At 65.7% G+C, this 25,184-nt stretch carries 18 protein-coding genes; 15 read left to right on the forward strand and 3 right to left on the reverse strand.

Features of this window, described 5'->3' with window-relative positions; genetic code table 11:
* Nucleotides 1-23: 23 nt before the first annotated feature.
* Nucleotides 24-908, reverse strand: coding sequence for a helix-turn-helix transcriptional regulator (locus BLEFHOIH_RS05975; protein ID WP_088343725.1), 885 nt, complete (start codon nt 906-908; stop codon nt 24-26).
* 95 nt (nt 909-1,003) lie between these two features.
* On the opposite strand from BLEFHOIH_RS05975, the gene BLEFHOIH_RS05980 reads away from it, so the two are divergent.
* The 5 genes from BLEFHOIH_RS05980 (at nt 1,004) to fdhF (ending at nt 8,286) form a co-directional block, all read left to right on the forward strand.
* A complete protein-coding gene (locus BLEFHOIH_RS05980; protein ID WP_088343611.1) occupies nt 1,004-1,693 on the forward strand; it encodes an ABC transporter permease in 690 nt (229 codons plus the stop codon).
* Nucleotides 1,694-1,697: 4 nt separating this feature from the next.
* Nucleotides 1,698-2,414 (forward strand): ATP-binding cassette domain-containing protein, encoded by a 717-nt coding sequence (locus BLEFHOIH_RS05985; RefSeq protein ID WP_088343612.1) that lies wholly within the window; start codon nt 1,698-1,700, stop codon nt 2,412-2,414.
* 26 nt (nt 2,415-2,440) lie between these two features.
* Entirely contained in the window at nt 2,441-3,268 is an 828-nt protein-coding gene (locus BLEFHOIH_RS05990) for a substrate-binding domain-containing protein (RefSeq protein ID WP_088343613.1), read from the forward strand.
* Between the two features lie 355 nt (nt 3,269-3,623).
* Complete coding sequence (locus BLEFHOIH_RS05995; protein WP_088343614.1) at nt 3,624-5,333, forward strand: NADH-ubiquinone oxidoreductase-F iron-sulfur binding region domain-containing protein; 1,710 nt, start codon at nt 3,624-3,626, stop codon at nt 5,331-5,333.
* A 49-nt stretch (nt 5,334-5,382) separates the two neighbouring features.
* Nucleotides 5,383-8,286, forward strand: a complete 2,904-nt coding sequence (fdhF, locus tag BLEFHOIH_RS06000) for a formate dehydrogenase subunit alpha (protein ID WP_088343615.1) — start codon at nt 5,383-5,385, stop codon at nt 8,284-8,286.
* A gap of 324 nt (nt 8,287-8,610) precedes the next feature.
* On the opposite strand, the gene BLEFHOIH_RS06005 is transcribed toward fdhF, so the two are convergent.
* Nucleotides 8,611-9,693 carry a PA0069 family radical SAM protein gene (locus BLEFHOIH_RS06005; protein ID WP_088343616.1) on the reverse strand — a complete coding sequence of 361 codons (1,083 nt, stop codon included), beginning with the start codon at nt 9,691-9,693 and terminating at the stop codon, nt 8,611-8,613.
* A gap of 208 nt (nt 9,694-9,901) precedes the next feature.
* Here BLEFHOIH_RS06005 and BLEFHOIH_RS06010 point away from each other — a divergent pair, with 208 nt between their 5' ends.
* From BLEFHOIH_RS06010 to BLEFHOIH_RS06030, 5 genes are all read left to right on the forward strand, one after another.
* Complete coding sequence (locus BLEFHOIH_RS06010; RefSeq protein WP_245296885.1) at nt 9,902-10,609, forward strand: ribonuclease HII; 708 nt, start codon at nt 9,902-9,904, stop codon at nt 10,607-10,609.
* Nucleotides 10,610-10,659: 50 nt separating this feature from the next.
* Nucleotides 10,660-10,845 carry a hypothetical protein gene (locus BLEFHOIH_RS06015; protein WP_088343617.1) on the forward strand — a complete coding sequence of 62 codons (186 nt, stop codon included), beginning with the start codon at nt 10,660-10,662 and terminating at the stop codon, nt 10,843-10,845.
* Nucleotides 10,846-10,947: 102 nt separating this feature from the next.
* Nucleotides 10,948-12,786, forward strand: a complete 1,839-nt coding sequence (locus BLEFHOIH_RS06020; protein WP_125461603.1) for a hypothetical protein — start codon at nt 10,948-10,950, stop codon at nt 12,784-12,786.
* Nucleotides 12,787-12,790: 4 nt separating this feature from the next.
* Complete coding sequence (locus BLEFHOIH_RS06025; RefSeq protein WP_088343619.1) at nt 12,791-13,117, forward strand: heavy metal-binding domain-containing protein; 327 nt, start codon at nt 12,791-12,793, stop codon at nt 13,115-13,117.
* 64 nt (nt 13,118-13,181) lie between these two features.
* Entirely contained in the window at nt 13,182-13,958 is a 777-nt protein-coding gene (locus BLEFHOIH_RS06030) for an SDR family NAD(P)-dependent oxidoreductase (protein WP_088343620.1), read from the forward strand.
* Between the two features lie 150 nt (nt 13,959-14,108).
* On the opposite strand, the gene BLEFHOIH_RS06035 is transcribed toward BLEFHOIH_RS06030, so the two are convergent.
* Nucleotides 14,109-15,023, reverse strand: a complete 915-nt coding sequence (locus BLEFHOIH_RS06035) for an alpha/beta hydrolase (RefSeq protein WP_088360694.1) — start codon at nt 15,021-15,023, stop codon at nt 14,109-14,111.
* A 331-nt stretch (nt 15,024-15,354) separates the two neighbouring features.
* Here BLEFHOIH_RS06035 and BLEFHOIH_RS06040 point away from each other — a divergent pair, with 331 nt between their 5' ends.
* From BLEFHOIH_RS06040 to BLEFHOIH_RS06060, 5 genes are all read left to right on the forward strand, one after another.
* On the forward strand, nt 15,355-16,854 hold the full coding sequence (locus tag BLEFHOIH_RS06040) for a circularly permuted type 2 ATP-grasp protein (RefSeq protein WP_088343622.1): 1,500 nt from the start codon (nt 15,355-15,357) through the stop codon (nt 16,852-16,854).
* Nucleotides 16,851-17,912: an alpha-E domain-containing protein gene (locus tag BLEFHOIH_RS06045; protein ID WP_170937023.1), complete on the forward strand. Its 1,062-nt coding sequence runs from the start codon at nt 16,851-16,853 to the stop codon at nt 17,910-17,912. The genes BLEFHOIH_RS06040 and BLEFHOIH_RS06045 overlap by 4 nt, the downstream gene beginning before the upstream one ends.
* Nucleotides 17,913-18,005: 93 nt before the next feature.
* On the forward strand, nt 18,006-21,302 hold the full coding sequence (locus tag BLEFHOIH_RS06050) for a transglutaminase family protein (RefSeq protein WP_088343623.1): 3,297 nt from the start codon (nt 18,006-18,008) through the stop codon (nt 21,300-21,302).
* A gap of 229 nt (nt 21,303-21,531) precedes the next feature.
* Nucleotides 21,532-24,093, forward strand: coding sequence for a circularly permuted type 2 ATP-grasp protein (locus tag BLEFHOIH_RS06055; RefSeq protein WP_088343624.1), 2,562 nt, complete (start codon nt 21,532-21,534; stop codon nt 24,091-24,093).
* Entirely contained in the window at nt 24,090-24,977 is an 888-nt protein-coding gene (locus tag BLEFHOIH_RS06060) for a transglutaminase family protein (RefSeq protein WP_088343625.1), read from the forward strand. The genes BLEFHOIH_RS06055 and BLEFHOIH_RS06060 overlap by 4 nt, the downstream gene beginning before the upstream one ends.
* Nucleotides 24,978-25,184: the final 207 nt, after the last annotated feature.

Below are 25,184 nucleotides of genomic sequence, written 5' to 3' on the forward strand. Positions count from 1 at the left end.
CGCCCTGCCCTCCCCGGCGGCCATCACGGAGCCCAGCGGATCCGTCCGGCGCCGGTGACATCGAGCCCGCCCAGTTCCGTCGCCCGCGCCGCGAAGCGAGGATCGGCCAGCAGGCCAAGCATCGCCTGCATCGGCGGGCGAAAATAGTCGCGCTGGCGCAGCAGCAGGTCGAAACGCTCATGGGCGAGCGACAGGAAGTCGAGCCCCGCCGACGCCGCGATACTGCGGGTGGCGATGCCGCAATCGGCGTGGCCGCCGCGAATGGCCTGGGCAATATCGGCGCCGGTCGGCGCGGTGCCGCTTGCTCGCGTAAGCTTGGCGTATTGCAACCGCTGCCGGTTGAGCAGCGCGTGCAGCAATTGCTGCGCTCCGGCTCCGTCCGGGCGGGTGGCAAACCGCGCGCCGGAAGCTGCCGCGCTCTCCAGGTCCACGATCCCGAGCGGGTTGCCGCTGGCGAGAAGCAGCCCTTGCTCGCGAATGGCGAAGCCGACCAGCACGGCGTCATAAAGCTGCGGCTCGGACTGCACGGCGGCGATATTCGCGTCCGCGTCCGGATCCTCCACATCATGGAAATGGATGGCGGCTGCGACGACTTTTCCCTGCAGCAGCTTGGCGAAGCCGGCCTCGCTCCCCTCCGCGAGCGACGCCAATTCGCAGCGGCTCTCCAGCAGCGCCCATTGCAGCAGCGGATCGTGACTGCCGCCGATGATGGGCGGCGGATCGGCGGGGGTTAACCCGAGCGGCCGCGCCATGCCGGCGAGCAGCCAGCGGTCGAGTTCGGCGCGCGGGAAAACCCATTTGCCGGTGACCTTGGTGCAAGGGATCTGCCGCTCCGCGACCAGTTCGTAAAGCTTGCGCTCCTTGATCCGCAGATAGTCGGCGGCTTCGGTGGTCGTCAGCAATTCCATATGCATTTTCCTGCGCATGGCTGCGCAATTTCTAAAGTTTGACTCTTGCGGAAGGAACGGCGGATAACAAGGGGAAACTCCAAGAATGGACAGCAATGGACGGGAGCAGCGCCCTCGACCTTATTCTTGCTGGCGACGCCAATCTGTTCGCGATCGTTCGGCTTTCCCTCCTCGTGAGCTTATCAGCGACCCTGTTGGCCGCAGCCGTCGCGCTGCCGCTCGGGGCCTTTGTGGCGCTAAAGCCGTTTCCTGGCCGCGACGCCGTCATCGTGCTGCTGAACGGCCTGATGGGCCTGCCGCCGGTCGTCGTCGGGCTGCTGGTCTTCCTGATGCTGTCGCGCTCGGGGCCGCTCGGCGCCCTCGGCATCCTGTTCACGCCCCAGGCGATGATCCTCGCCCAGACCATCCTCATCGCCCCGATCCTCGCCGCGCTGACCCGGCAGGTCATCGAGGATCTGTGGACCGAATATCGCGACGAGCTGAGCGCCATGAATCTGGGGCCGCTGGCGAGCGTCGGCGCGCTGTTGTGGGATGCGCGCTTTTCGCTGGCCACCATCATGCTGGCCGGTTTTGGCCGGGCGGCGGCCGAAGTCGGCGCGGTGATGATCGTGGGCGGCAATATCGACGGATTTACGCGCGTCATGACGACCTCGATCGCGCTGGAGACCTCGAAGGGCAACCTCTCGCTTGCCATCGGCCTCGGGATCATCCTGATCGGGCTGGTGATGGCAGTAAACGCGATTGCCTGGACGGTCAGGCGCTGGTCCGAAAATTACGCAGGGTAGGGTCATGCGCGACAGAGCGAGCGATCTACCCATCGCATTCGCAGCCGTCAGCTACAGCGCCGGGCCGGTGATGATCCTCGACCGCATCTCGCTGATGCTGGAGCCGGGCGCGCCGACCGCGCTGATCGGGCCGAACGGCTCGGGCAAGACGACGCTGCTGAAGCTCGCCATGGGCCTGATCCAGCCCACCTCCGGCCGCATGACATGGGGCGGGCGCAGCGGTGGACCGCCCGTGCGCCGCGCCTTCGTCTTCCAGAAGCCTGCCATGCTGCGCCGCTCGGCGGCGGCCAATGTCGCCTTCGCCCTGAGCGCAGCCGAACGCAGCGCCGATCGGGCGACCGTCAACGCTTTGCTGGAGCAGGTCGGGCTCGGCGCCCGCGCCAGCCGTCCCGCCCGGCGGCTCTCCGGCGGCGAGCAGCAGCGGCTGGCGCTCGCCCGCGCGCTCGCGCGCAATCCGGAAGTGCTGTTCCTCGACGAGCCGACCGCCAGCCTCGACCCATCAGGTACCAAGGCGGTCGAGGACATCATCGCCGAAATCGCCGCTTCGGGCGTGAAGGTGGTGTTCTCGACGCATGACCTCGGTCAGGCGCGCCGGCTCGCCGCCGACATCGTCTTTCTCGTCACCGGCCGCATCGCCGAACATGCGCCGGTACAGCAATTCTTCGCGTCCCCCGCGAGCGCGCAAGGGTCGGCCTTCCTGCGCGGCGATCTCGTCATCTAAAAGCAGATCCCAAAGGGAGGAACACCATGTCGCGCCTTATTGCCTTTGTCGCCGCCTGGTTTTTGCTGGCGGGCGGCGCTCCGCTCCATGCGCAGGACAAATCCATCGTCGTCGCCTCGACCACCTCGACCCAGGATTCCGGCCTGTTCGGCTATCTCCTGCCGCTGTTCAAGGCCAAGACCGGCATCGATGTGAAGGTTGTCGCGCAAGGCACCGGTCAGGCGCTCGAAACCGGCCGGCGCGGCGATGCCGACGTGCTGTTCGTGCACGCCAAGCCGCAGGAGGAGAAATTCGTCGCCGAAGGGTTTGGCGTGAAGCGGTTCGACGTCATGTATAACGACTTCGTGCTGATCGGGCCGAAAACCGACCCCGCCGGCGTGAAGGGCGGCACGGACGTGGTCGCGGCGCTGAAGCGCATCGGCGAGATGGCGGCGCCCTTCGTCTCGCGGGGCGACAAGAGCGGCACCCATACGGCCGAACTGGCCTTGTGGAAGCTCGCCGCGCTCGATCCGGCGGCGGCCAAGCCGGGCTGGTACCGGGAGATCGGCCAGGGCATGGGCGCGGCGCTCAACACCGCCGCCGCCATGGGCGCCTATGTGCTGGCGGACCGCGGCACCTGGCTCGCGTTCAAGAATAAGGATGCGCTGGAGATCGTGGTCGAAGGCGACAAGCGGCTGTTCAACCAATATGGCGTCATGCTGGTCAATCCGCAGAAGCATCCGAGCGTGAAGAAGGAGCTCGGCCAGAGCTTCATCGACTGGGTCATCTCGCCGGAGGGACAGGGCGCGATCCGCGGCTACCGCATCGAGGGGCAGCAATTGTTCTTCCCCAATGCCGGCGGCCTAGCGGGCTGAAACGGGCTGGCGCCGCTGGCATTGAGCTCGCGGCTCCCCCTCACCCGGTCGCCTGACGGCGCCCGCCCTCTCCCTCCAGGGGAGAGGGCGACGCTGAGCTGGCTTCAGGTGCAGAGGTCGCCCTCGCGCCGCACTTGCCCTCTCTCCTCAAGGGACGCGAAGCGACCGGGTGATGGGGCTTTTTCTTCGATCGCCCGCAAAGCCATCCGCCTAAGATGTCCCCATTGCCCCCTCGCACAGGGTTTTTCCGCGTTCCGATCCATGCATCAATGTCTTTCTCAACCACGTTTCCCGCTTGGCATGCGGCATACCAGGGGTTAGGGTTGCGTAGTAATTAGGCGGGTTTGGTGGTTCGATGTCAGATAGCGTGCAGAAAGTTCGACCGTTCGACCACCCCGGCCAGGGCCGGCGGCGGGCTAAGTCGACGCCGAAGGGCCGTCAGATCGATCCGCAAGCCGCGTATGAGATCGGCCTGCTGCTCGGCGACCGGCCGCGCCGGCGCGACATGCTGATCGAGCATCTGCATCTGGTCCAGGATACCTACCGCCAGATCTCCGCCGCTCACCTCGCCGCCCTCGCCGACGAGATGAAGCTGGCCTTCGCCGAAGTCTTCGAGACGGCGACGTTTTACGCCCATTTCGACGTGGTCAAGGAAGGCGAGCCGGACATTCCGGAGCTGACCATCCGCGTCTGCGATTCCCTCACCTGCGCCATGTTCGGCGCGGAAAAGCTGCTGCAGGAGCTGCACAGCGCGACCGGGCCTAGCGTCCGCGTCGTGCGCGCGCCTTGCGTCGGCCGCTGCGATACGGCGCCCGTCGCCGAAGTCGGCCATCATTTCGTCGATCATGCCAGCGCCGCCAGCGTCCTGACCGCCATCGGCAACGGCGACACCCACGCCCATCTGCCCGATTATATCGATTACGACGCCTATGTCGCCCAAGGCGGCTATGCCCTGTTGGCGCGGCTGCGCTCCGGCGAGATCGGCAAGGAAGAGCTGCTGAAATCGCTCGACGACGCCTCGCTGCGCGGCCTCGGCGGCGCCGGCTTCCCAACGGGGCGCAAATGGCGCGCCGTGCTCGGCGAACCCGGCCCGCGCATGATGGCCATCAATGGCGACGAGGGCGAGCCCGGCACCTTCAAGGACCGCCATTTCCTCGAAACCGATCCGCACCGCTTTCTCGAAGGCACGCTGATCGGTGCGCATGTGGTCGAGGCCAACGACGTCTACATCTACATCCGCGACGAATATCCGGCCTCGCGCGAAATTCTTGAGCGCGAGATCGCCAAGCTGCCGCCCGGCGGCCCAGTGCTGCATATGCGGCGCGGCGCGGGCGCCTATATTTGCGGCGAGGAATCGGCGCTGCTGGAAAGCATCGAGGGCAAGCGCGGCCTGCCGCGCCACAAGCCGCCTTATCCGTTCCAGGTCGGGCTGTTCGGCCTGCCGACGCTGATCAACAATGTCGAGACGCTGTTCTGGGTGCGCGACATCGTCGAGCGCGGCGCCGGCTGGTGGAAGAGCCATGGCCGCAACGAGCGCCAGGGGCTGCGCAGCTATTCGGTCTCTGGCCGGGTGAAAAATCCGGGCGTGAAGCTGGCGCCGGCGGGCATCACCGTGCGCGAGCTGATCGAGGAATTCTGCGGCGGCATGGCGGACGGTCACACGTTCCACGCCTATCTGCCGGGGGGCGCCTCGGGCGGCATCCTGCCGGCGAGGATGGACGACATTCCGCTCGATTTCGGCACGCTGGAAAAATACGGCTGCTTCATCGGTTCGGCGGCGGTCATCATCCTGTCCGACAAGGACGATGTGAAAGGCGCCGCGCTGAACCTGATGCGCTTCTTCGAGGACGAGAGCTGCGGTCAATGCACGCCCTGCCGGGTCGGCACCCAGAAGGCGGCGCTGCTGATGGAACAGCGCGAGTGGAACCGCGATCTGCTGGAGGAATTGAGTCAGGCGATGCGGGATGCCTCGATTTGCGGGCTCGGCCAGGCGGCTTCGAATCCGCTGACGTCAGTCATAAAATATTTCCCCGACGAATTCGCACCGAAGATCGCTGCCGAATGATGAGCATCCAGCATGTGTTCGTTCCGGTGTTTGCCGACGAGGTTTCGATATGAGCAATGACAGTCCGACGCCGCAGGGTTACGGCCATGACGAGAAGGGCAAGGCCGGCGGAACGTCGGCGCCCGACGGCAAGGTCAATGTCGCCCACACCCAGCCGGTCGGCGCGGTCGGCGGAGCGGGATCAGGCCCGAAGGCCATCCAGTTCGAGCTCGACGGCGAACAGGTCGAGGCGCGGGCCGGCGAGACCATCTGGCAGGTCGCCAAGCGGCAGGGCCGCGAGATCCCGCATCTGTGCTATTCCCCGCAGCCGGACTACCGCCCGGACGGCAATTGCCGCGTCTGCATGGTCGAGATCGAGGGCGAGCGCGTGCTGGCGCCGTCCTGCAAGCGCACGCCCACCGTCGGCATGAAGGTGAAGTCGGCCAGCGCCCGCGCCGTCGCCGCGCAAAAAATGGTGATGGAACTGCTGGTCGCCGACCAGCCCGAGCGCGCCACCTCGCACGATCCGGATTCGAAATTCTGGAACTGGGCCGACAAGGTCGACGTCACCCAGAGCCGTTTTCCCGCCGCCGAGCGCTGGCAGAGCGATGTCAGCCATCCGGCGATGAGCGTCAATCTGGATGCCTGCATCCAATGCGGGCTCTGCGTGCGCGCCTGCCGCGAGGTGCAGGTGAACGACGTCATCGGCATGGCCTACCGCAATCACGATTCGAAGATCGTCTTCGATTTCGACGATCCGATGGGCGAGTCGACCTGCGTCGCTTGCGGCGAATGCGTGCAGGCCTGCCCGACCGGCGCGCTGATGCCCTCCGCTCTGCTCGACGCCAACCAGACCCGCGTCAATTACGCGGACCGGCTGGTGGATTCGCTCTGCCCGTTCTGCGGCGTCGGCTGCCAGGTCACCTATCAGGTCAAGGACGAGAAAATCATCTACGCCGAAGGCCGCGACGGCCCGGCCAATCACAACCGGCTCTGCGTCAAGGGCCGTTTCGGCTTCGACTATATCCACCATCCGCACCGCCTGACCAAGCCGCTGGTGCGCCTGCCCAATGCCAAGAAGGACGCCAACGATCAGGTCGATCCGGCCAACCCGTTCACCCATTTCCGCGAGGCGAGCTGGGACGAAGCGCTCGATGTCGCCGCCAAGGGGCTCGCCCGCATCCGGGACGAAAAGGGTGTCAAGGCGCTGGCCGGCTTCGGCTCGGCGAAGGGCTCGAACGAAGAGGCCTATCTGTTCCAGAAACTGGTGCGCACCGGCTTTGGCTCCAACAATGTCGATCACTGCACGCGGCTGTGCCATGCTTCGTCGGTTGCGGCGCTGATGGAGGGGCTGAATTCGGGCGCGGTGTCGGCGCCGTTCTCGGCGGCCCTGGATGCCGAGGTCATCATCGTCATCGGCGCCAATCCGACCGTCAACCATCCGGTCGCGGCGACCTTCATCAAGAATGCGGCCAAGCGCGGCGCCAAGCTGATCGTCATCGATCCGCGCCGCCAGAGCCTGTCGCGCCACGCCGATCTGCATCTTGCCTTCAAGCCGGGCAGCGACGTCGCCCTGCTGAATGCAATGATCCACACCATCATCACGGAAGGGCTGACCGACGAGCAGTATATCGCGGGCTACACGGACGGCTATGAGGACCTGAAGGCGCGGATCAAGGATTTCTCGCCCGAGGCGATGGAGCCGATCTGCGGCATCCCGGCGGAAACGCTGCGCGAAGTGGCGCGGATGTATGCGCGCTCGCGGGCCTCGATCATCTTCTGGGGCATGGGCATTAGCCAGCATGTGCACGGCACCGACAATGCCCGCTGCCTGATCGCGCTTGCCCTGATTACCGGCCAGATCGGCCGCCCCGGCACCGGCCTGCATCCCTTGCGCGGCCAGAACAATGTGCAGGGCGCCTCCGACGCCGGGCTCATCCCGATGTTCCTGCCGGATTACCAGCCGGTCGGGCGCACCGACCTGCGCGAGCCATTCGAGAAGCTGTGGCATTACGATCTCGATCCCAATCGCGGCCTGACGGTGGTCGAGATCATGGATGCGGTGCATGCCGGCGAAATCACCGGCATGTTCATCGAGGGCGAAAACCCGGCCATGTCCGACCCGGACGTGCAGCATGCCCGCGAGGCGCTGGCCAAGCTCGACCATCTCGTGGTGCAGGACCTGTTCGTCACCGAGACCGCCTTCCATGCCGACGTGATCCTGCCGGCCTCGGCCTTCGCCGAGAAGGTCGGCACCTTCACCAATACCGACCGGCGCGTGCAGATCGCGCGCGAGGTCATCAAGGCGCCGGGCGATGCCCGCCAGGACTTGTGGATCATCCAGGAGATCGGCAAACGCCTCGGCCTCGACTGGAATTACAGCGGCCCCGCCGACGTCTTCGCCGAAATGACGCAGGTGATGCCGTCGCTGAAGAACATCACCTGGGAGCGGCTCGAGCGCGAAGGCGCCGTCACCTATCCGGTCGATGATCCCCAGAAGCCCGGCAACGAGATCATCTTCACCACCGGCTTCCCGACCGAGAGCGGCCGCGGCAAGATCGTCCCGGCTCATGTGCTGCCGCCGGACGAATTGCCGGATGACGACTATCCGATGGTGCTCTCGACCGGCCGCGTTCTCGAGCACTGGCACACCGGCTCGATGACCCGCCGCTCCAACGTGCTCGACCAGATCGAGCCGGAGGCGGTCGCCTTCCTGTCGCCCAAGGATCTGCGCCGGATGAATGTCGCGCCCGGTGAGTTCCTGCGCCTGGAGACGCGGCGCGGCGCCGTCGAGATCAAGGTGCGATCGGACCGCGACGTGCCGGAGAACATGGTGTTCATGCCCTTCTGCTACGCGGAGGCGGCCGCCAATCTGCTGACCAATCCGGCGCTCGACCCGTTCGGGAAAATCCCCGAATTCAAGTTCTGCGCCGTGCGGGCGAAGCGGGTTGCGGTGCTGACCGCGGCTGAGTGAGGTCGGGTCGGGGGCGATTTAGCTTCCGGCACATCCCATCATCCGTCGCCCCGGCCGTCAGAGCCGGGGCCAACTCGCCTCTCCTCTTGCCGCAGCGCTTGCGGATGCGGGATTGGCTCCCGGCTCGCCATTGCGGGCGTCCCGGACGACGGGAGGGGACCTTCTCCCACGGGAGTGCGCGTCCGCTGATCGGAATTCGCGTCGCTAAATTCTGGTGGCCGGGCTGGCGAAGGCCTCGGCCGACGGCTCGTCGAAGTCGATCGTTGGGCCACCCAAATAGAGCCGTTAAGGAGCGGGATACGGGCGTCCGGCGTGGCGCCCAGGTCAGAAAAGCTGCAATTGCGCTGGGCCGGGGCCCGGCACCTTGAATTCCGAGAGGTTGAGCTGGGGCAAAGTGCGGTCGAGGCCGAAACGCTTCCTGGCCACACGGAACCGCTGGGCCATCGCTTCCGCCACCGGCCCCTCGCCCCGCATACGCGTCCCCCATTGGCTCTGATAGGCGGCGCCGCCCCGCATCTGCCTGACCAGGGACATGACCCGCTTGGCCCGGCCGGGATGATCGGCCTCAAGCCACTCCTCGAAAAGATCCTTCAGCTCCAGCGGCAGCCGCAGGGCGACATAGCCGACACCCACGGCCCCCGCTTGGGCGGCCCTTTCGACGATGGCCTCGATCTCGTGGTCATTCAGGCCGGGGATGACCGGCGCGACCATGACCACCGTCGGGATGCCGGCCTCGGAAAGCTGGCGCACCGCATCGAGCCGCTTCTCCGGCGTGTAGGCCCGAGGCTCCATGCTCCGCGCGAGCCGCCTGTCGAGCGTCGTGACCGAAACGGCGGCCCTCACCCGATTTCTGGCCGCCAGAGGCGCCATGACATCGATGTCCCGGCAGATCAGCCCCGATTTGGTGATGATGGAGAAGGGATGGCTGAACCGGGCGAGCGTCTCGACTATGCCACGGGTAATCCGCAGCTCGCGTTCGTCCGGTTGATAGGGATCGGTGTCGCCGCCGATATGGATCACCTCGGGCTTGTAGCGGGGCGCCGAAAGCTCCCGCTCCAGGAGGCTGGCGGCTTCGGGCTTGTAGAAGAGCTTCGTCTCGAAATCCAGGCCCGCCGACAGGCCGAGATAGGCATGGGCCGGCCGCGCGTAACAATAGATGCAGCCGTGGCTGCACCCGCGGTAAGGGTTGATCGACCGGTTGAAACCGACATCGGGGCTGGTGTTGCTGGCGATGATCGTGCGGGACTTCATCGCCGTCAGCGTTGTCCGGATCTGGCCGATGCCTTCATCCGGTTGCCAGCCGTCGTCGAACGCTTCCACCTGCTGGCTCTCGAAGCGGCCGCTCCGGTTCGATTTCGCTCCCCTGCCTCGGGCGAGCGGCGCTGACGGTTTGATGGGCGATTGCATGGTGGGAATGTGCTACGCGAAAGAGAACATTTCAAGAACTTTTTCGCCTACCCGCTCGGCGCGGAAGCGCGGATCGAAGGGGCCGCCTCGCCAATCCGCGCCGCACACCAAGCAGATCGGACCGGGCGTGCCGCGCACGAAGGCCGCTCGCCGCATACCGCAATCAGCCGCTAGATCTGTTCAAATCCTGACAAAGCCTCTTGCGATCATGCGCGCGGCGTGCACGCTGCTGCGGATGATCGCGACCGGCACAACCGTCAAAGCTCCGACCTTCCGCACCGAGCGCACGCTCGCCGGACGCGACTGCACCCTCGTCGCCGGGGTCGACGAAGCCGGGCGCGGACCGTGGGCAGGGCCAGTGGTCGCGGCGGCGGTGATCTTCGCCAAGCCGAAATCGGCGCCCAAGGGCCTCCACGATTCCAAGCTGCTGACCGCCGAACGCCGCGAAGCCCTGTACGACGCCATCCGCGCGACGGCCCTGGTCGGCGTCGGCATCGTCTCGGTGGAGGAGATCGACCGCATCAACATCCTGCAGGCGACCTTCCGCGCCATGATCGACGCCGTCGCGATGCTCGATGCCGGCCCGGACGTGGTGCTGGTCGACGGCAATCGCTGCCCCAAGCTCACGCAGCGCGCCGTGCCCGTGATCGAGGGCGACCGGCTCTGCCCCTCGATCGCCGCCGCCTCGATCATCGCCAAGGTCACGCGCGACCGGATGATGGCGGGGCTGGCAGGGGAGTTTCCCGGATATGGCTGGCACACCAATAAGGGCTACGGTACGCCCGGCCATGCCGAAGCCATCGCCAAGCTCGGCGTCACCCAGCATCACCGCCGCTCCTTCGCCCCGATCCGCGCGGCGCTGGAGGGCCGGGTCAACGAGATGAACGAGGCCGCTTTAAGGTCCATCCAGATTTGATGTGCTGCGTGGCAGGAATCGGAACCGCATCTGACGAAAGGCACGCGTCCATGAAGCTGAGCACCCCCTCCTTCGGCATTTTCGCCATATCGAGCCTCTTGGTCATTCTCATTATTCTGGCGAAATATTTCGCCGTCGAGGTTCCGATCCTCACGCCCGTCGTCGAGGGCCATCCTTTCGAGATTACGCTCATCGCATGGGCGCTCCTATTCGCAGGTGTGACTTTCAATCTGTAACGGGGCGCGCAATATTGGCACACCGGGGGCTGGAACCAGTCTTCCGGCTGACTGTTTCAGCTTGGTCGCCGCCCGGGGCCCCTGCTTTGCGAGGAAATGCGCGTGTCCGTAAGGCTCAACCCCTATCGCTCCTTCGCCAGCAGCCTGACCATCCTCTCCCTCCTCCTGGCGCAAATGCCGCCGGCGATGGCCCAGGAGTCTCCCCGCACCGGCGTCGCCATCGAGCAATGCCGCGACCTCGGCGACCCGGAAGTGCGGGCGCAGATCAAGGCGCTCACCGAAGACGCGCTGAAGGGCGAACTGGCCCAGGTGGATTACGCCGCCCTCGTCGATAAGCACTGGCGCGACGTGCGGATGAGCGAAAGGCTCGACGTCGAGATCGACGAGGCCGTGCGCGTGGTGCGCGCCGACACCAACATGCTCGACCGCGCCTATTCCACCATCAGCCGCGAGACCGCCGAGCGCACCGCCATCCTGGTCGCCGAACGCGCTTACGGCTCGGAGGGCTTCAAGAGCGCGCTTGCCGATCTCGCCCAGGGCGTCGGCGCCGATTTCGGCGCGCGCGTCGAGCAGGCGGCGGCCAAGGTGTCCGGGCCGGTGATTTCCTGCGTCCGCACGGCGCTGCAAAGCCGGTACGGCGGCGCGATTGCGACGGTTTTCGCGCGCGAGACCGAGTCGAATATCGATGCCGCCTCCAGCAAGGTAGGCGGCGCCAAGATCGACGCCGGCGATCTCATCCTGCAGAACACCGGCACCATTTCCGGCATCGTGCTGATCGTCTCCCGCCGCATCATCGCGCAGATGGTGGCGACCATCGGCCGGCGCGTTGCGGGGCTTGTCGCCTCGCGCATCATCTCCACCTTCACCGGCCTGATCGGCCTTGCTTTGATCGCCCGCGACATTTACGAGGCAAGCGAAGGCGTCTTCCCGCTGATCTCCGAGCGCATGAAGTCGGATGAGGCGAAGAACCTGATCAAGCAGGAGATCACCCGCTCGATCGAGGCCGATCTCACTCAGCAGGTCGGCGTCATCGCCGAGGAGACGACCGAGCGCATCTACGCCTTCTGGCAGGATTTTAAGCAGAAATACAATGTCCTGCTGAGCCTTGCCGAGAAGAACCCGGACTTCGCGCAATTCCTGAAAAACCGGACCGTCGACCAGCTCGGGCGGCTCGGACGGCTCGTCGCCTATTTGCTTCGCGAGGACGGCGAGGCGGGCGTCTTGCAGCGGACGCGCGACGGCTCGCTCAGCCGCGCCATGACCGAGCTGAACGACCAGGGCATCGCCATGGCCATCGAGACCAAGTCGCTCGACCGGGCACTGGCCTGGGCGGAACTGGCCGGCTCGCGCCTCCCCAAGGCCATCGATTACGGCCTGCCGCAACTGATCGCGCCGGATGACATCACGCCGGCCCAGCTTGCGACGCTGCTCGATTTCGACAATCGCGCCGCCGCGACCCGCATCGCCCGCCTCGACCGCGCCGCCCGCGACGCGCTGCTCTCGCTGCCGCCCGCCACGCTGAAGGAGCTGTCCCGCCGGCTCGGCGAGCGCGATCTGGCGGCGCTGGCCGCCTATCAGGAAGGTCTCGAGAAGCCCGCCGCCTCCCGCGTGCTGCGCGAGGTGGCGCAAGACCCCAGCCTGATGCACACGCTCGGCAAGAACTCCATCCGCGAGGCCATCGTCGGCAGCCGCGACCAGCTCGCCGCCGTGACCATGCTGCTGCGCGACAATTCCGTGCTGAGTCTCACCAATATCGGCGGCGATTTCGGCCTTGTGCGCCAGGGCGAGGTGAATTACCGGGTTTTCATCGAGCGCTATTGGGCGGGGCTGATCGTCGGTCTTCTCCTCGCCCTGCTCATCCTGATGGTGCTGCGCCGCGTGATTTTCGGCCGTCCCACTACCATCGTCGTCAGAACGGCCGATAGCGGAGGCAAGAGATAGGGGCATGGCACTTTATACGGTCGACCGGATTTCCGACCGCAAGGTCAGGGAAGGCGAAATGCTGTGGGTCTCGGCGGTGAACGCCGCCAATATCCTGCGCGATGTGCGCGAAATGATCACCAATACCTTCGGCGGCAAGATGCGCCGCTATGAGCGGCTGATGGAGCTGACGCTGCAGCGGGCGCTGGCCGATCTGGAGGCCAAGGCCAAGGATAAGGGCTATGACGGATGCCTCGCGGTGCGCATCAGCCACCCCCGCATCGCCGACGGCGCCTGCGAAATCTTCGTCTACGGCACGGCCTTCCATTTTGTCGCCGAGGAATCGCATTAAGCATTTGACTACGGCCTCGTTTTTGTGCCGTTCATTCCAGCCGCATGTAGTTGAGGGTTGAACCATGAGACTTGGCAACGATATCAGCGCCATCGTCGCCGGTGGCGCCAAGGGGCTTGGAGCCGCCGCCGCCACCAAGCTGGCCGCCGCCGGCTGCAAGGTCGCGATACTGGACATGTACCGCGAAGAAGGTGAGGCGCTCGCCTCGCGCATCGGCGCGATCTACCGCCATCTGGAAATCTCGAGCGAGATCACCGTCGACACCGCCCTCGACTTCGCCCGCGAGGAGAACGGGCTGGAGCGCGTGCTGGTCAATTGCGCCGGCATCGCCCTCGATCAGGCCGCCGTCTGGCGCGACAAGGGCAATGGCCGCATCCTGACCCATGACGTGCCCAGCTTCGAGCGGCTGCTGCAGGTCAACCTGACAGGCACCTTCTACATGGCGACGCGCTCCGCCGCCGCGATGATGACGCTGCCGGCGCTGGATGGCGGCGTGCGCGGCATCATCATCAACTCGGCCTCGCTCGCGGCCGAAGACGGCCAGGAAGGCCAGGCGGCCTATGCGGCCTCCGAAGGCGGCGTGCTCGCAATGACGCGCCCGCTCGCGCGCGACCTCGTCAATGAAGGCATCCGCGTCGTCACCATCATGTCGGGCCGCTTCGACACCGCCATGTTTGCCGAACGCTCCGAGGACATGACCGAGCGCGTCGGCGCCAAGGAGCGCGAGACCTCCGGCCTCGCCGATCCCGGCGAATTCGCGGACACGGTGCTGAAGGTCATCGGCGATGACGAGATCAATGGCCAGTGGGTGCGCATGAGCGCGGCGAAGACGAAGGGCTAGGGCGGGACTAGCGACGCTCTTCTTTGTCATCCCCGCAAAAGCGGGGATCCGGTAAAGGGGAAACTTTCCCGTTAGGCGCTGCCTAAGTTCCGACCGCTGCGGCGTACTGGATTCCCGCTTTCGCGGGAATGACACTGTGCTTTTACGAACCTAGGTACGCGCCCGGCGCCAAGCGCCCCTCTCCCATTCAGGGTCTGACGCGGCGCTATCGGTTGCCGCCTTCGGCCTGGCAGCGCCCGCGAACCGGATCTGCGCGCATTCCTCGATATGCTGGCGTACGAGCGTGAACACCGAATCCCGATGCGAGACCGGGCTCATATGTCCGGCTCCGGCGATGGTCTCGACGCGGGCATCCGGCAAACATCCGGCGAGGATCTGCACGACCGCCTTCGCCGGCTTGCGGGTGCGGCTGCCCTGGATCAGCAGCGCCGGGACATCGAGCGACCGGAACGCGCCGAGCAATGGCATGTCCGCATCGCGCGCCGCCTGGAACTCCAGCCCCACCTTATCGATGGTCTGGACGATGTTCTCCTTCAGCCGGCGCGGCGCCAGCCACCAGTTCAGCCGGCCGAGCCAAAAGCCCATATAGGCCGAGGCCGCGCCCTCTTTATCGCCCGCCGCCAGCTTGCCATTGACGGACGCGATCAGCCTTTCGATCCGGGTCCATTCGGCCTGCCGGCCGGCCGCGCGCAGCAGCGGGAAAGCGACCGGCTCGATCAGCGTCATGCCGCGGGCCCGGCCGCCGAGCCGGCGCACCGCCTCCAGCGCCATCGCGCCGCCATAGGAGTGGCCGACAAAATGCACCCTGCCCTCCGCCATCCCGGCAAGATCGACGAGGATTTGCGCGTCGGCGCCGGGATCGAACGGCCGGTCGGCGGGCCACAGCGCGGACTGTCCATAGCCGCTGAGATCGGGCGCGAGCACCCGGAAATCGACCTTCAGCCGGTCGATCAGCCGCTGCCACATTCGGTGCGACGCGCTGGAACAATGGGCCAGAATGATCGTTTTCCCTTTGCCCTCATCAGCATAGGCAATCGGCAGCCCGGAACTCGTCAGCGTCTTCAAAATCGGTCTCCACCGCTTGGGTCGGAATACGTCAAATTTCTAGCCAGATGCACAAACTTTGGGCGCGCTTCGCAACTCTACCGGCTGGGCCGTCAACCGATATCGTTCGGACGGTCGTCTTAATCGATCAACACCGGTAACTGGGGATTTATTCGGATAAGAGCTTGCGGCACCGAAAATTCCGTCAGGAAAAATGCTCAGATTTTGAGCAGGGTTTCGCCTTTCGCTGCCGTGAAGGCTTATGTTAGGCTGTTAGTAACCATAAAAGGTTAGACTAAAACAACGAGGGTGGAAGGGCCGAACGCGATCGACTTTTCACGAGGGAGACCTAATGGCAACCGTTACGGTGTTACGCAATCCGGGTATGGCAGCAACGCTCGATGAATACGACGCAGGCTCCTCATATTGCGAACTCCTCGGTAGCCCCGACAATCCCAATCAGGAACTGACCAAGCTCTGGCACCGGCTCCAGCAGATGGAGCTGACGGACCTGGCCGCGCGGGCCAAGGACGCCGAGCGGGAGCTGTTCATGCTCGGCATCACCTTCACCGTCTATAGCGACAGGAATGCGATCGACCGCATCCTGCCTTTCGACGTCATTCCGCGCGTCATCCCCTCCAAGGACTGGGCGCTGATCGAGGCGGGCATCAAACAGCGCGTCAAGGCGCTGAACCTGTTCATCTGGGACACCTATCACGACCGCCACATTTTCAAGGACGGCACGCTGCCGACCGACCTGGTGTTCGGCAATGTGAACTTCCGCAAGGAGATGGTGGATTACGATCCGCCGGGCGGCACCTATATCCACGTCGCCGGCACCGACATCATTCGCGACGAGAACGGCCGCTTCCTCGTGCTCGAGGACAACAGCCGCACGCCCTCCGGCGTCTCCTATGTCGTCGAGAACCGCCATCTGATCCAGCGCGCCTTCCCCGATCTGATGGAAGGCTTCGCCATCGAGCCGGTCTCCGATTACGGCCTGCAGCTCGCCAACAAGCTCGGCGAAGTCGCCCCGCCCGTGCTGAGCGACGCCCAGATCGTGCTGCTCTCGCCGGGCGTGTTCAACTCCGCTTATTTCGAGCACATCTTCCTAGCCCGCGAAATGGGCGTGCCGCTGGTCGAGGGGCGCGACCTCTTCGTCGAGAACGACCGCGTCTTCATGAAGACCGTCGCCGGGCCGACGCCGGTGCATGTCATCTACCGGCGCCTGAACGACGATTTCCTCGACCCGGAATGCTTCAACAAGGAGAGCATGCTCGGCGTCCCCGGCCTGATGCGGGCAGTGCGCGCGGGCAATGTCACGCTCGCCAATGCGGTCGGCACCGGCATCGCCGACGACAAGGCCGTCTACGCCTATGTGCCGCGCATCATCCGCTATTACCTCGACGAGGAGCCGATCCTGCCCAATGTCGAGACCTATATCTGCCGCGAGCCGCGCGCGCTCGCCTATACGCTGGACAATCTCGACAAGCTCGTCGTGAAGCCGGTTGGCGAATCAGGCGGCTATGGTATCTGCGTCGGGCCGAAGGCGACCAAGGCCGAGATCGACGAGTGCCGCGACCGGCTGAAGAAGGATCCGAGCAATTACATCGCCCAGCCCATGATCAATCTTTCGGTCTGCCCGACGCTGGTCGGCGACGCGGTCGAGCCGCGCCATGTGGACCTCAGGCCCTTCGCCGTGACCGGGCGCGAGACCTGGGTGATGCCGGGCGGGCTGACGCGCGTCGCGCTGCCGAAAGGCTCGATCGTGGTGAATTCCTCGCAAGGCGGCGGCACCAAGGACACCTGGGTCTTGAAGGGCGACGGCATCGCCAGGGGGAATGGCCGTTGACGACGACGCTGCTCTCCCGCCACGCCGAATGCGCCTTCTGGCTCGCCCGCTATCTCGAGCGGGCCGAGAGCATGGCGCGCATCCTGGAGGCGCATTCCTCCTTTCAGCGCGGCCGCTCCGATGGGCAGAACTGGGCCTGGATCATCGCGCTCTATTCGGACCAGGAGAATTTCGCCAAGAAATTCCCCGAAACGAGCGCCAAGAACGTCATCTCCTATTATGTGACGCAGCTCGACAATCCGTCCTCGATCCAGGCCAGCATCCGCTCGGCGCGCGAAAATGCCCGCGCCCTGCGCCCGCTGATCTCGACCGACATGTGGACCCAGCTCAACGATTTCTACAATCGCATCTTAGGGCTCGGCGAAGGCGACTTCTCCGAAAACCGCCTCTCCCGCAGTTGCGACACCATCAAGCGCGGCTGCTATGCCGAGATCGGCGTCGCCGAGAGCACGCTCTACCGCGATGAGAGCTGGCCGTTCTTCCGCCTCGGCCTGTTCATCGAGCGCGCCGACCAGACGTCCCGCCTGCTCGACGTGCAGTTCGCCCAGCGCGCCGTGGGCGTTGCCACCAACATTCCGGAGCAGCAGGTCGCGCTCTGGAATGCATTGCTGCGCTCGGCGTCGGCCTATCACTCCTTCCGCCGCGCCCATCACCGCGGCCTCGACCCGGCCGATGTCGCCCGCTTCCTGATCTTCGACACCCGCTTGCCGCGCTCGATCGCCTTCTGCGCCGGCGAGATCCAGCGCATGGTCAGCCAATTGCGCGGCGAGTTCCGGCTGCGCAACGCCCAGCGCGCCTTCGAGCGCGTCGAAAGTTTCCAGGCCGATCTGCAAAAAGCGGTGCGCAACGAAGGGCTGCTCGACGGGCTGCACGGTTTCAACGACTGGGTGCAGAGCGAGCTGATGCAATTGACCTCCGAACTCGGCACGGCGTTTTTCGGCCATCTGCACGAAACGGCCAGCCCCGAAATCGAGCCGACACCGACGCCGCCGCCGGGCATTTCGAACGGGGCGCAGTCTCAATCCAGCCAGTCCGGCCAGATCCAGTCGCAAAGCTAGCGGCGGCCTCGGCCAGGCGAGAAGAAAAACATCGCATTCTGCCTCGGGCATCGCTAAGGGGCGGCAAACGGGGCGGCTTGCCAAGAGGGGCTCATGACACTTCACGTCGCGCTGACGCATAAGACCGAATATCATTATGACCGGCTGACCGGCCTCGGGCCGCAGATCATCCGCCTGCGTCCCGCCCCGCATTGCCGCACGCCGATCCTGAGCTATTCGCTGACCCTGTCGCCGAAAGAGCATTTCCTCAACTGGCAGCAGGATCCTTTCGGCAATTACCTCGCCCGGCTGATCGTGCCGAACAAGACGCGCGAATTCTCGGTGACGGTCGATCTCGTCGCCGACATGGCGGTCATCAACCCGTTCGATTTCTTCGTCGATGATGCGGCGCGCGAATGGCCGTTCAAATATGATCCGGTGCTGAAGCAGGAGCTCGGGCCGTATCTGGAGCCCATCCCCACCGGCCCGCTGTTCAAGGATTATCTCGCCGGGCTGAAGACCGCCTCGCCGACCTCGATCGACGTGCTGATCGAGCTGAACCGGCAGGTGCAGCAGGACGTGAAATATCTGATCCGCATGGAGCCGGGCGTGCAGACGCCGGACGAGACCTTGCAGCGCGGCGCCGGATCGTGCCGCGACAGCGGCTGGATGCTGGTGCAGATCCTGCGCCATTACGGCCTCGCCGCCCGCTTCGTCTCCGGCTACCTGATCCAGCTCCTGCCCGACGTGAAGCCGCTCGAAGGCCCGGCCGGTCCGACCTCCGATTTCACCGACCTGCACGCCTGGGCCGAAGTCTATTTGCCCGGCGCCGGCTGGGTCGGCCTCGACCCGACCTCCGGGCTGCTCGCCGGCGAAGGCCACATCCCGCTCGCGGCGACGCCCAATCCGACCAGCGCCGCGCCGATCACCGGCGGCCATGACGAGGCCAAGGTCGAATTCGGCTTCGAGATGAAGGTGACGCGCATCGCCGAGTCGCCGCGCGTGACCAAGCCCTATAGCGAGGCGCAGTGGACGGCGATCAACACCGTCGGCCATCAGGTGGACGAGCGGCTGAAGGCGGGCGATGTGCGCCTGTCGATGGGCGGCGAACCGACCTTCGTCTCCGTCGACGACATGGATGGCGGCGAATGGAACACCGCCGCCGTCGGCCCGACCAAGCGCCGCTATGCCGAGGATCTGGTGCGCCGCCTGCGCGATCGCTTCGCGCCGGGCGGGCTTTTGCACTATGGCCAGGGCAAATGGTATCCCGGCGAGCAATTGCCGCGCTGGGCCTTCGCCGTCTATTGGCGCGCCGATGGCGAACCGCTCTGGCAGGACGCCGCCCTCATCGACGACGAGATCACCGAGCAGAACGCCACCATCGAGGACGCCCAGCGTTTTGCCGAGACGCTGACGCAGTCGCTCGGCCTGCCGCTCGACAGCGCCATCCCGGCTTTCGAGGACCCGGCGCATTTCCTGCTGGTCGAGCAGAAGCTGCCGATGAATCTCGAAGCCAAGACCAACAAGCTCGAAGACCCCGCCGAGCGCGCCCGCCTGATCCGCGTCTTCGACCGCGGCATCGAGGAGCCGACCAGCTTCGTGCTGCCGATCCAGGTCTGGCAGGCTCAGGCGCGCGGCCGCCGCTGGGTGACGGAGCGCTGGGCCTTCCGGCGCGAAAAGCTGTTCCTGCTGCCGGGCGATTCGCCCGCCGGCTTCCGCCTGCCGCTCGGCGGTCTGCCCTATATTCCGCCGATCAACTATCCCCATATCGTCGCCGCGGACCCGATCGGCCAGCAGCAGGTTCCCCTGCCGCGCCGGCAAGTGCTGCTCATGAACCGCCGCGCCATCACGCTGGAAGCGCCGATCATGGAGCCCGCCAAGCCGGTCGAAGTCGTCGGCGCCGTGCGCACCGCGCTGACCGTCGAGCCGCGCGACGGCCACCTGACCGTGTTCATGCCGCCCCTGGAGGATGCCGAGGACTACGCCGCCCTCGTCGCCGCGCTGGAGGACACCGCCGCCGCGACCGGCCTCAAGGTGCATATCGAGGGCTATACGCCGCCCTTCGACAGCCGCCTGAACGTCATCAAGGTGACGCCCGACCCCGGCGTGATCGAGGTCAACATCCAGCCCGCCAGCTCCTGGGACGAGGCCGTCGACATCACCACCGCGATCTATGAAGAGGCGCACAAGACCCGGCTCGGCACGGAAAAATTCATGCTCGACGGGCGCCATTCCGGCACCGGCGGCGGCAATCACATCGTGCTCGGCGGCCTCACCCCCGCCGACAGCCCCTTCCTGCGCCGCCCGGACCTGCTCGGCAGCCTGATCACCTTCTGGCAGCATCACCCCTCGCTCTCCTACCTGTTCTCGGGCCTCTTCATCGGCCCGACCAGCCAGGCCCCGCGCATCGACGAGGCGCGCCACGAGCACCTCTACGAGATGGAGATCGCCCTCGCCCAGGTGCCCGACCCGACCAAGGGTCACATCCCGCCCTGGCTGGTCGACCGGCTGTTCCGCAACCTGCTCGTCGACGTCACCGGCAACACCCACCGCGCCGAGATCTGCATCGACAAGCTCTATTCGCCCGATGGCCCGACCGGACGGCTCGGCCTCGTCGAGTTCCGCTCCTTCGAGATGCCGCCGCACGCGCAGATGAGCCTTGCCCAGCAATTGCTGCTGCGCGCCCTCGTCGCCCGCTTCTGGGAGCATCCCTATAAGGGCAAGCTGATCCGCTGGGGCACCGAGCTGCATGACCGCTTCATGCTGCCGCATTTCATCTGGCAGGACCTTCTGAGCGTCATCGAGGACGTGAAATCGGCCGGCTTCCCGATCGAGGCGGAATGGTTCGCGCCGCATTTCGAATTCCGCTTCCCACTTTACGGCATGGCCCATCATGGCGGCCTGGAACTGGAATTGCGGCAGGCGCTCGAGCCCTGGCATGTGCTCGGCGAGGAAGGCGTGATCGGCGGCACGGCCCGCTATGTGGACTCCTCGCTGGAGCGCGTGCAGGTCAAGGTCCAGCAGATGGTGCAGGACCGCTATGCGATAACCTGCAACGGACGCACGCTGCCGCTCACCTCCACCGGCACGCGCGGCGAGTTCGTCGCGGGCGTGCGTTTCCGCGCCTGGCAGCCGGCATCCGCCCTGCATCCGACCATCGCGCCGCACACGCCGCTGACCTTCGACGTGCTCGATACATGGACCGGGCGCTCTATCGGGGGTTGCCGCTACCATGTAGCGCACTCCGGCGGACGCGCCTTCGACACATTCCCGATCAATGCCTATGAAGCCGAAAGCCGGCGGCTGACCCGGTTCGAAACCATCGGCCATAGTCCTGGCGCGATGCGGGTAGAGCCGGCAAAAATCAACCCGGAATACCCATTCACACTGGATATGCGCCTCGGCGGCTGATTCGGACGCTAGACATAGGAAAGTTGCAAATTGTCAACAAGTTTGCGCCTTGACCGCTCGGTCAAGGCGAGCCGTCTGGCGCCCCCTTGCCCCAGGTGCTATGATAAATTTACCGTAAGATTAGCGTGCAGTTCTCACATGTATTTGCTGGGGGTATCTGATCCTCGCTTCTTTCAGATACCTTCGTGAGAAGCGCTAGACGGACCAGCAACAGGGCGCTCCACACACTATGACGACCATGATCGAAGGGATCGGCACGCCAAGCGGGGATCCATTCGCCGATTATGCTGCGGATGGACCGCGCTTCGATGAGATGCTGGACCCGCAAGGGAAGGTCCGGGCGCATTGGAAGCCCTTCACCGAGCGTTTCGCCGAATTCAATCCCGCCGAACAGACCGCCCGTTACGACAAGCTCCGCCGTCTGGTGCGCGAAAACGGCATCGCCCAGGAGCTGTTCGCCGAAGTCCACACCGCCGATGAGCCCTGGAAGATCGACCTGATCCCGCTCATCCTCTCCCCCGCCGAATGGCGGCATCTGGAGAAGGCGGTGATCCAGCGGGCCCGGCTCTATTCGCACATCCTGAACGACACTTACGGCGACCAGACGCTGCTGCGGACCGGGCAAATCCCGCCGCAGCTCACGCTCGGCGATCCGGCATTCCTAAGGCCGATGAGCGGCGCGCCGCAGGGGCGCGGCCGACTGAATTTCTTCGCCGCCGACTTCACCCGCGATGCCGCCGGCAATTGGCGCATCCTCGACAATCACGCCGAAACCGTCGCCGGGGCGGGCTTCGCGCTCGCCAACCGCATCGTGCATTCGCATGTGTCGAGCGACCTCTTCCGCGACAGCCGGGCGCTGCGCCTCGCCCCCTATTTCAACGCCATGCACGGCGAATTGCTCACCCGCGCCGGACGCGACGACGCCACCATCGCCCTCCTGACGCCCGGCGCGCATCACGAGGATTATTTCGGCCACGCTTATCTGGCCCGCTATTTCAGCTTCCTTCTAGTCGAGGGCGGCGACCTGCGCGTCGTCAGCAACCGCATTTATATGAAGACGCTGGAAGGCCTGCGCCCGATCGACCTCATCATGCGCTGCGTCGCCGGCGCGCAGTCCGATCCCCTCCAGCTCGATCCGGGCGGCTATCTCGGCCCGGCCGGCTTCGTGCAGGCGCTGCGCGTCAATCCGGATCTCGCCGTCAACGCCATCGGCACCGCCGTCATCGAAAATCGCGGCCTGGGGCCGTTGCTGCCCGCCCTGTGCAGGGACGTGCTCGGCGAGGAGCTCGAAATCCCAGATCATACGCGCTGGTGGCTCGGCGATCCGGGCTCGCGCCAGCATGTGCTCGCCGGCTTGGAGAATTTCGCCATCCGCCGCGTCCAGGAGGGCACCGGCCGCCCCGGCCGCCCGCAGACCGTGCTGATGCCGTCGCAAATGTCGGCCGCCGAGCTGGACCGCCTGCGCCAGGAAATCGAGATTCACGGCTATTGCTATGTCGCCGAGGAAAAATCCGAATTCGCCACCCTGCCCTCCTGGACGCCGGAGGGTTTGAGGCCGCAGGGCTACATCATGCGGCTCTACGCCACCGAAGTTGACGGCGAATACCGCGTTATGCCCGGCGGCATCGCGCTCGACCTCGACACCCGCCAGGGCTATGCGCTCTACGAGCCGGAGGGCCGGTCGCGCGACGTGTGGGTCGCCTCGGACGCCGATGTGACCCAGCAGGTCAGCCGGCTGCGGCTGAGCCTCGACTCGCCGAAAATCAGCCGCGGCGGCACCGGCCTGCGCAGCCGCATCGCCGACAATCTGTTCTGGCTCGGCCGCTACGCCGAGCGCGCCGACTGGATCATGCGCCTCCTGCGCGGCGCGCTCAGCCGCCTCGACCCGGACCTTGCCGTCTACCAGCACCGCGACGTCGTCATCCGCGCGCTCGACGTGCCGCTGGCCAAGGACGAGGGCGTGCTCGCGCTGCAGCCGCAGAACGCCGCCATCGAACGGCGCGCCCGCTCGCTGCTGTCGGGGCGCGGCCGCTACGGCCTGGTGCGCACCCTCGACAACGTCCACAATGTCGCCAGCCTCATCCGCGACCGGCTTTCGGTCGAGCTCTGGCGCACGCTGCAAACCTTCCAGACCTCGCCCGTCTGGTCCGGCGAAGCCGAGCCTGAAAGCCTCTCCGAAGCGCTGGAAGGGCTCGACCAGGGCATCGCCACGCTCGCCGCCTTCAACGGCATGGCGGCCGAGAACATGACCCGCAATTACGGCTGGACTTTCATGGAGATCGGCCGGCGCCTCGAGCGCGCCATCAACCTGTCGGAGCTGCTGGAGGCGCTCTTCAGCAATGCCGAGGGCGAGGCCGCCGAAGCCGCGGGCCTCACCTTCGCGCTGGAAGTCGCCGACAGCATCCTGACGTACCGCTCGCGCTATCTGTTCGCGCCGGTCCTGCCGCTGGTGCTCGATCTTTTGCTGGTCGATGAAACCAACCCGCGCAGCGTCGCGTTCCAGCTCCACGCCATCTCGCAGCATTTCGACGGCCTGCCGCTCTCACCGCAGCCCGCCCCGCAGAGCGAAGAGCGCAAGATGATCCTCGACCTCTTGACCAGGGTCCGCCTCGCCGACGTGCATGAGCTTTCCAAGGCCGGGCCGGACAAATCGCGTGATAAATTTAAGGCCTTGTTTACCCATATCGTGTCAGATCTGCCGCAACTCTCCGAAGCCATCACCCGGCGCTATTTCAACCTGACGGAAGATGAAATGAAGCGCATTTACCCGCGTGTTGGACCCCGCCCATGATTTTTGAGGTCAGCCACAAGACCGTCTACCACTACACGGCTCCTGTCGCGCAGGCCCATCACCTCGTCCACCTCGCCCCGCGCCCGCATCCGCGCCAGCGCGTCGTCCGGCACACGCTGCTGGTCGAGCCGGTGCCCGCCTCACGCAGCGACTTCACCGACTATTTCGGCAACCCGGCCTCGACGCTCTCCATCGAGAGCAACCACACCGAACTCCTGATCCATTCGCGCTGCGTCGTCGACGTCGTGGCGCCCAAACCGATCGACGTGAAAGCGTCGGAGCCCTGGGACCGCGTCGCCGCGAGCCTCGCCCCGGCGCGCAAGAGCTACGACATCGAGGTCGCGCAATATCTGATGCCGTCGCATCACACCACGATCACGCCGCGCCTGATCGCCTTCGCCGAGCCGTTCTTCCCGCCCGGCCGCCCGATTTTGGAATGCGCGCGCGACTTGACCAATGCCATCTATACCGGCTTTGCCTATGACAACGCCGCCACCGACATCGCCACCACCATCGAGGAGGTGCTCAGCATCCGGCGCGGCGTTTGCCAGGATTTTGCCCATCTGCTGATCGGCGCCATGCGCGCCTACGGGCTGCCGGCGCGCTATGTCAGCGGGTATCTGTTGACCTATCCGGCGCCCGGCAAGGAGAAGCTGGTCGGCGCGGATGCCTCGCACGCCTGGGTCTCGGTCTGGGCTCCCCAGATCGGCTGGGTGGATTTCGACCCGACCAACAATCTGATCCCGCGCGACGAGCACATCACCATCGCCTATGGCCGGGATTTTCAGGATGTGAGCCCCGTGACCGGCGTGCTGCTCGGCGGCGGCAAGCACAAGATCGACGTCGCGGTCGATGTGACGCCGGCGCTGACGGCGGCGCGGTAGGTCGGACTCCGTCAGCCCGTCAGTCGTGTCGTCATTCCCGCGAAGGCGGGAATCCAGCATCCTTGAGGAGCCGCCGTGGACGCGGCTGGATTCCCGCCTTCGCGGGAATGACAAAAAGTGGATGCATCGCCCTGACATTTGAAGCGATGCATGGCCACGAAGGCAGCAGGGTCCATGCAGGCGGGGACCGGTCACGCCCGGCCCCCG

It is taken from the genome of Rhodomicrobium sp. R_RK_3, from assembly GCF_002198715.1.
Taxonomy (GTDB): domain Bacteria; phylum Pseudomonadota; class Alphaproteobacteria; order Rhizobiales; family Rhodomicrobiaceae; genus R-RK-3.

Bases quoted from the DNA above. Each gene is read 5' to 3' on its own strand.
- BLEFHOIH_RS05975 (WP_088343725.1), bottom strand. From the start codon at position 908: ATGGAATTGCTGACGACCACCGAAGCCGCCGACTATCTGCGGATCAAG.
- BLEFHOIH_RS05980 (WP_088343611.1), top strand. From the start codon at position 1,004: ATGGACGGGAGCAGCGCCCTCGACCTTATTCTTGCTGGCGACGCCAAT.
- BLEFHOIH_RS05985 (WP_088343612.1), top strand. From the start codon at position 1,698: ATGCGCGACAGAGCGAGCGATCTACCCATCGCATTCGCAGCCGTCAGC.
- BLEFHOIH_RS05990 (WP_088343613.1), top strand. From the start codon at position 2,441: ATGTCGCGCCTTATTGCCTTTGTCGCCGCCTGGTTTTTGCTGGCGGGC.
- BLEFHOIH_RS05995 (WP_088343614.1), top strand. From the start codon at position 3,624: ATGTCAGATAGCGTGCAGAAAGTTCGACCGTTCGACCACCCCGGCCAG.
- fdhF (WP_088343615.1), top strand. From the start codon at position 5,383: ATGAGCAATGACAGTCCGACGCCGCAGGGTTACGGCCATGACGAGAAG.
- BLEFHOIH_RS06005 (WP_088343616.1), bottom strand. From the start codon at position 9,693: ATGCAATCGCCCATCAAACCGTCAGCGCCGCTCGCCCGAGGCAGGGGA.
- BLEFHOIH_RS06010 (WP_245296885.1), top strand. From the start codon at position 9,902: ATGCGCGCGGCGTGCACGCTGCTGCGGATGATCGCGACCGGCACAACC.
- BLEFHOIH_RS06015 (WP_088343617.1), top strand. From the start codon at position 10,660: ATGAAGCTGAGCACCCCCTCCTTCGGCATTTTCGCCATATCGAGCCTC.
- BLEFHOIH_RS06025 (WP_088343619.1), top strand. From the start codon at position 12,791: ATGGCACTTTATACGGTCGACCGGATTTCCGACCGCAAGGTCAGGGAA.
- BLEFHOIH_RS06030 (WP_088343620.1), top strand. From the start codon at position 13,182: ATGAGACTTGGCAACGATATCAGCGCCATCGTCGCCGGTGGCGCCAAG.
- BLEFHOIH_RS06040 (WP_088343622.1), top strand. From the start codon at position 15,355: ATGGCAACCGTTACGGTGTTACGCAATCCGGGTATGGCAGCAACGCTC.
- BLEFHOIH_RS06050 (WP_088343623.1), top strand. From the start codon at position 18,006: ATGACACTTCACGTCGCGCTGACGCATAAGACCGAATATCATTATGAC.
- BLEFHOIH_RS06055 (WP_088343624.1), top strand. From the start codon at position 21,532: ATGACGACCATGATCGAAGGGATCGGCACGCCAAGCGGGGATCCATTC.
- BLEFHOIH_RS06060 (WP_088343625.1), top strand. From the start codon at position 24,090: ATGATTTTTGAGGTCAGCCACAAGACCGTCTACCACTACACGGCTCCT.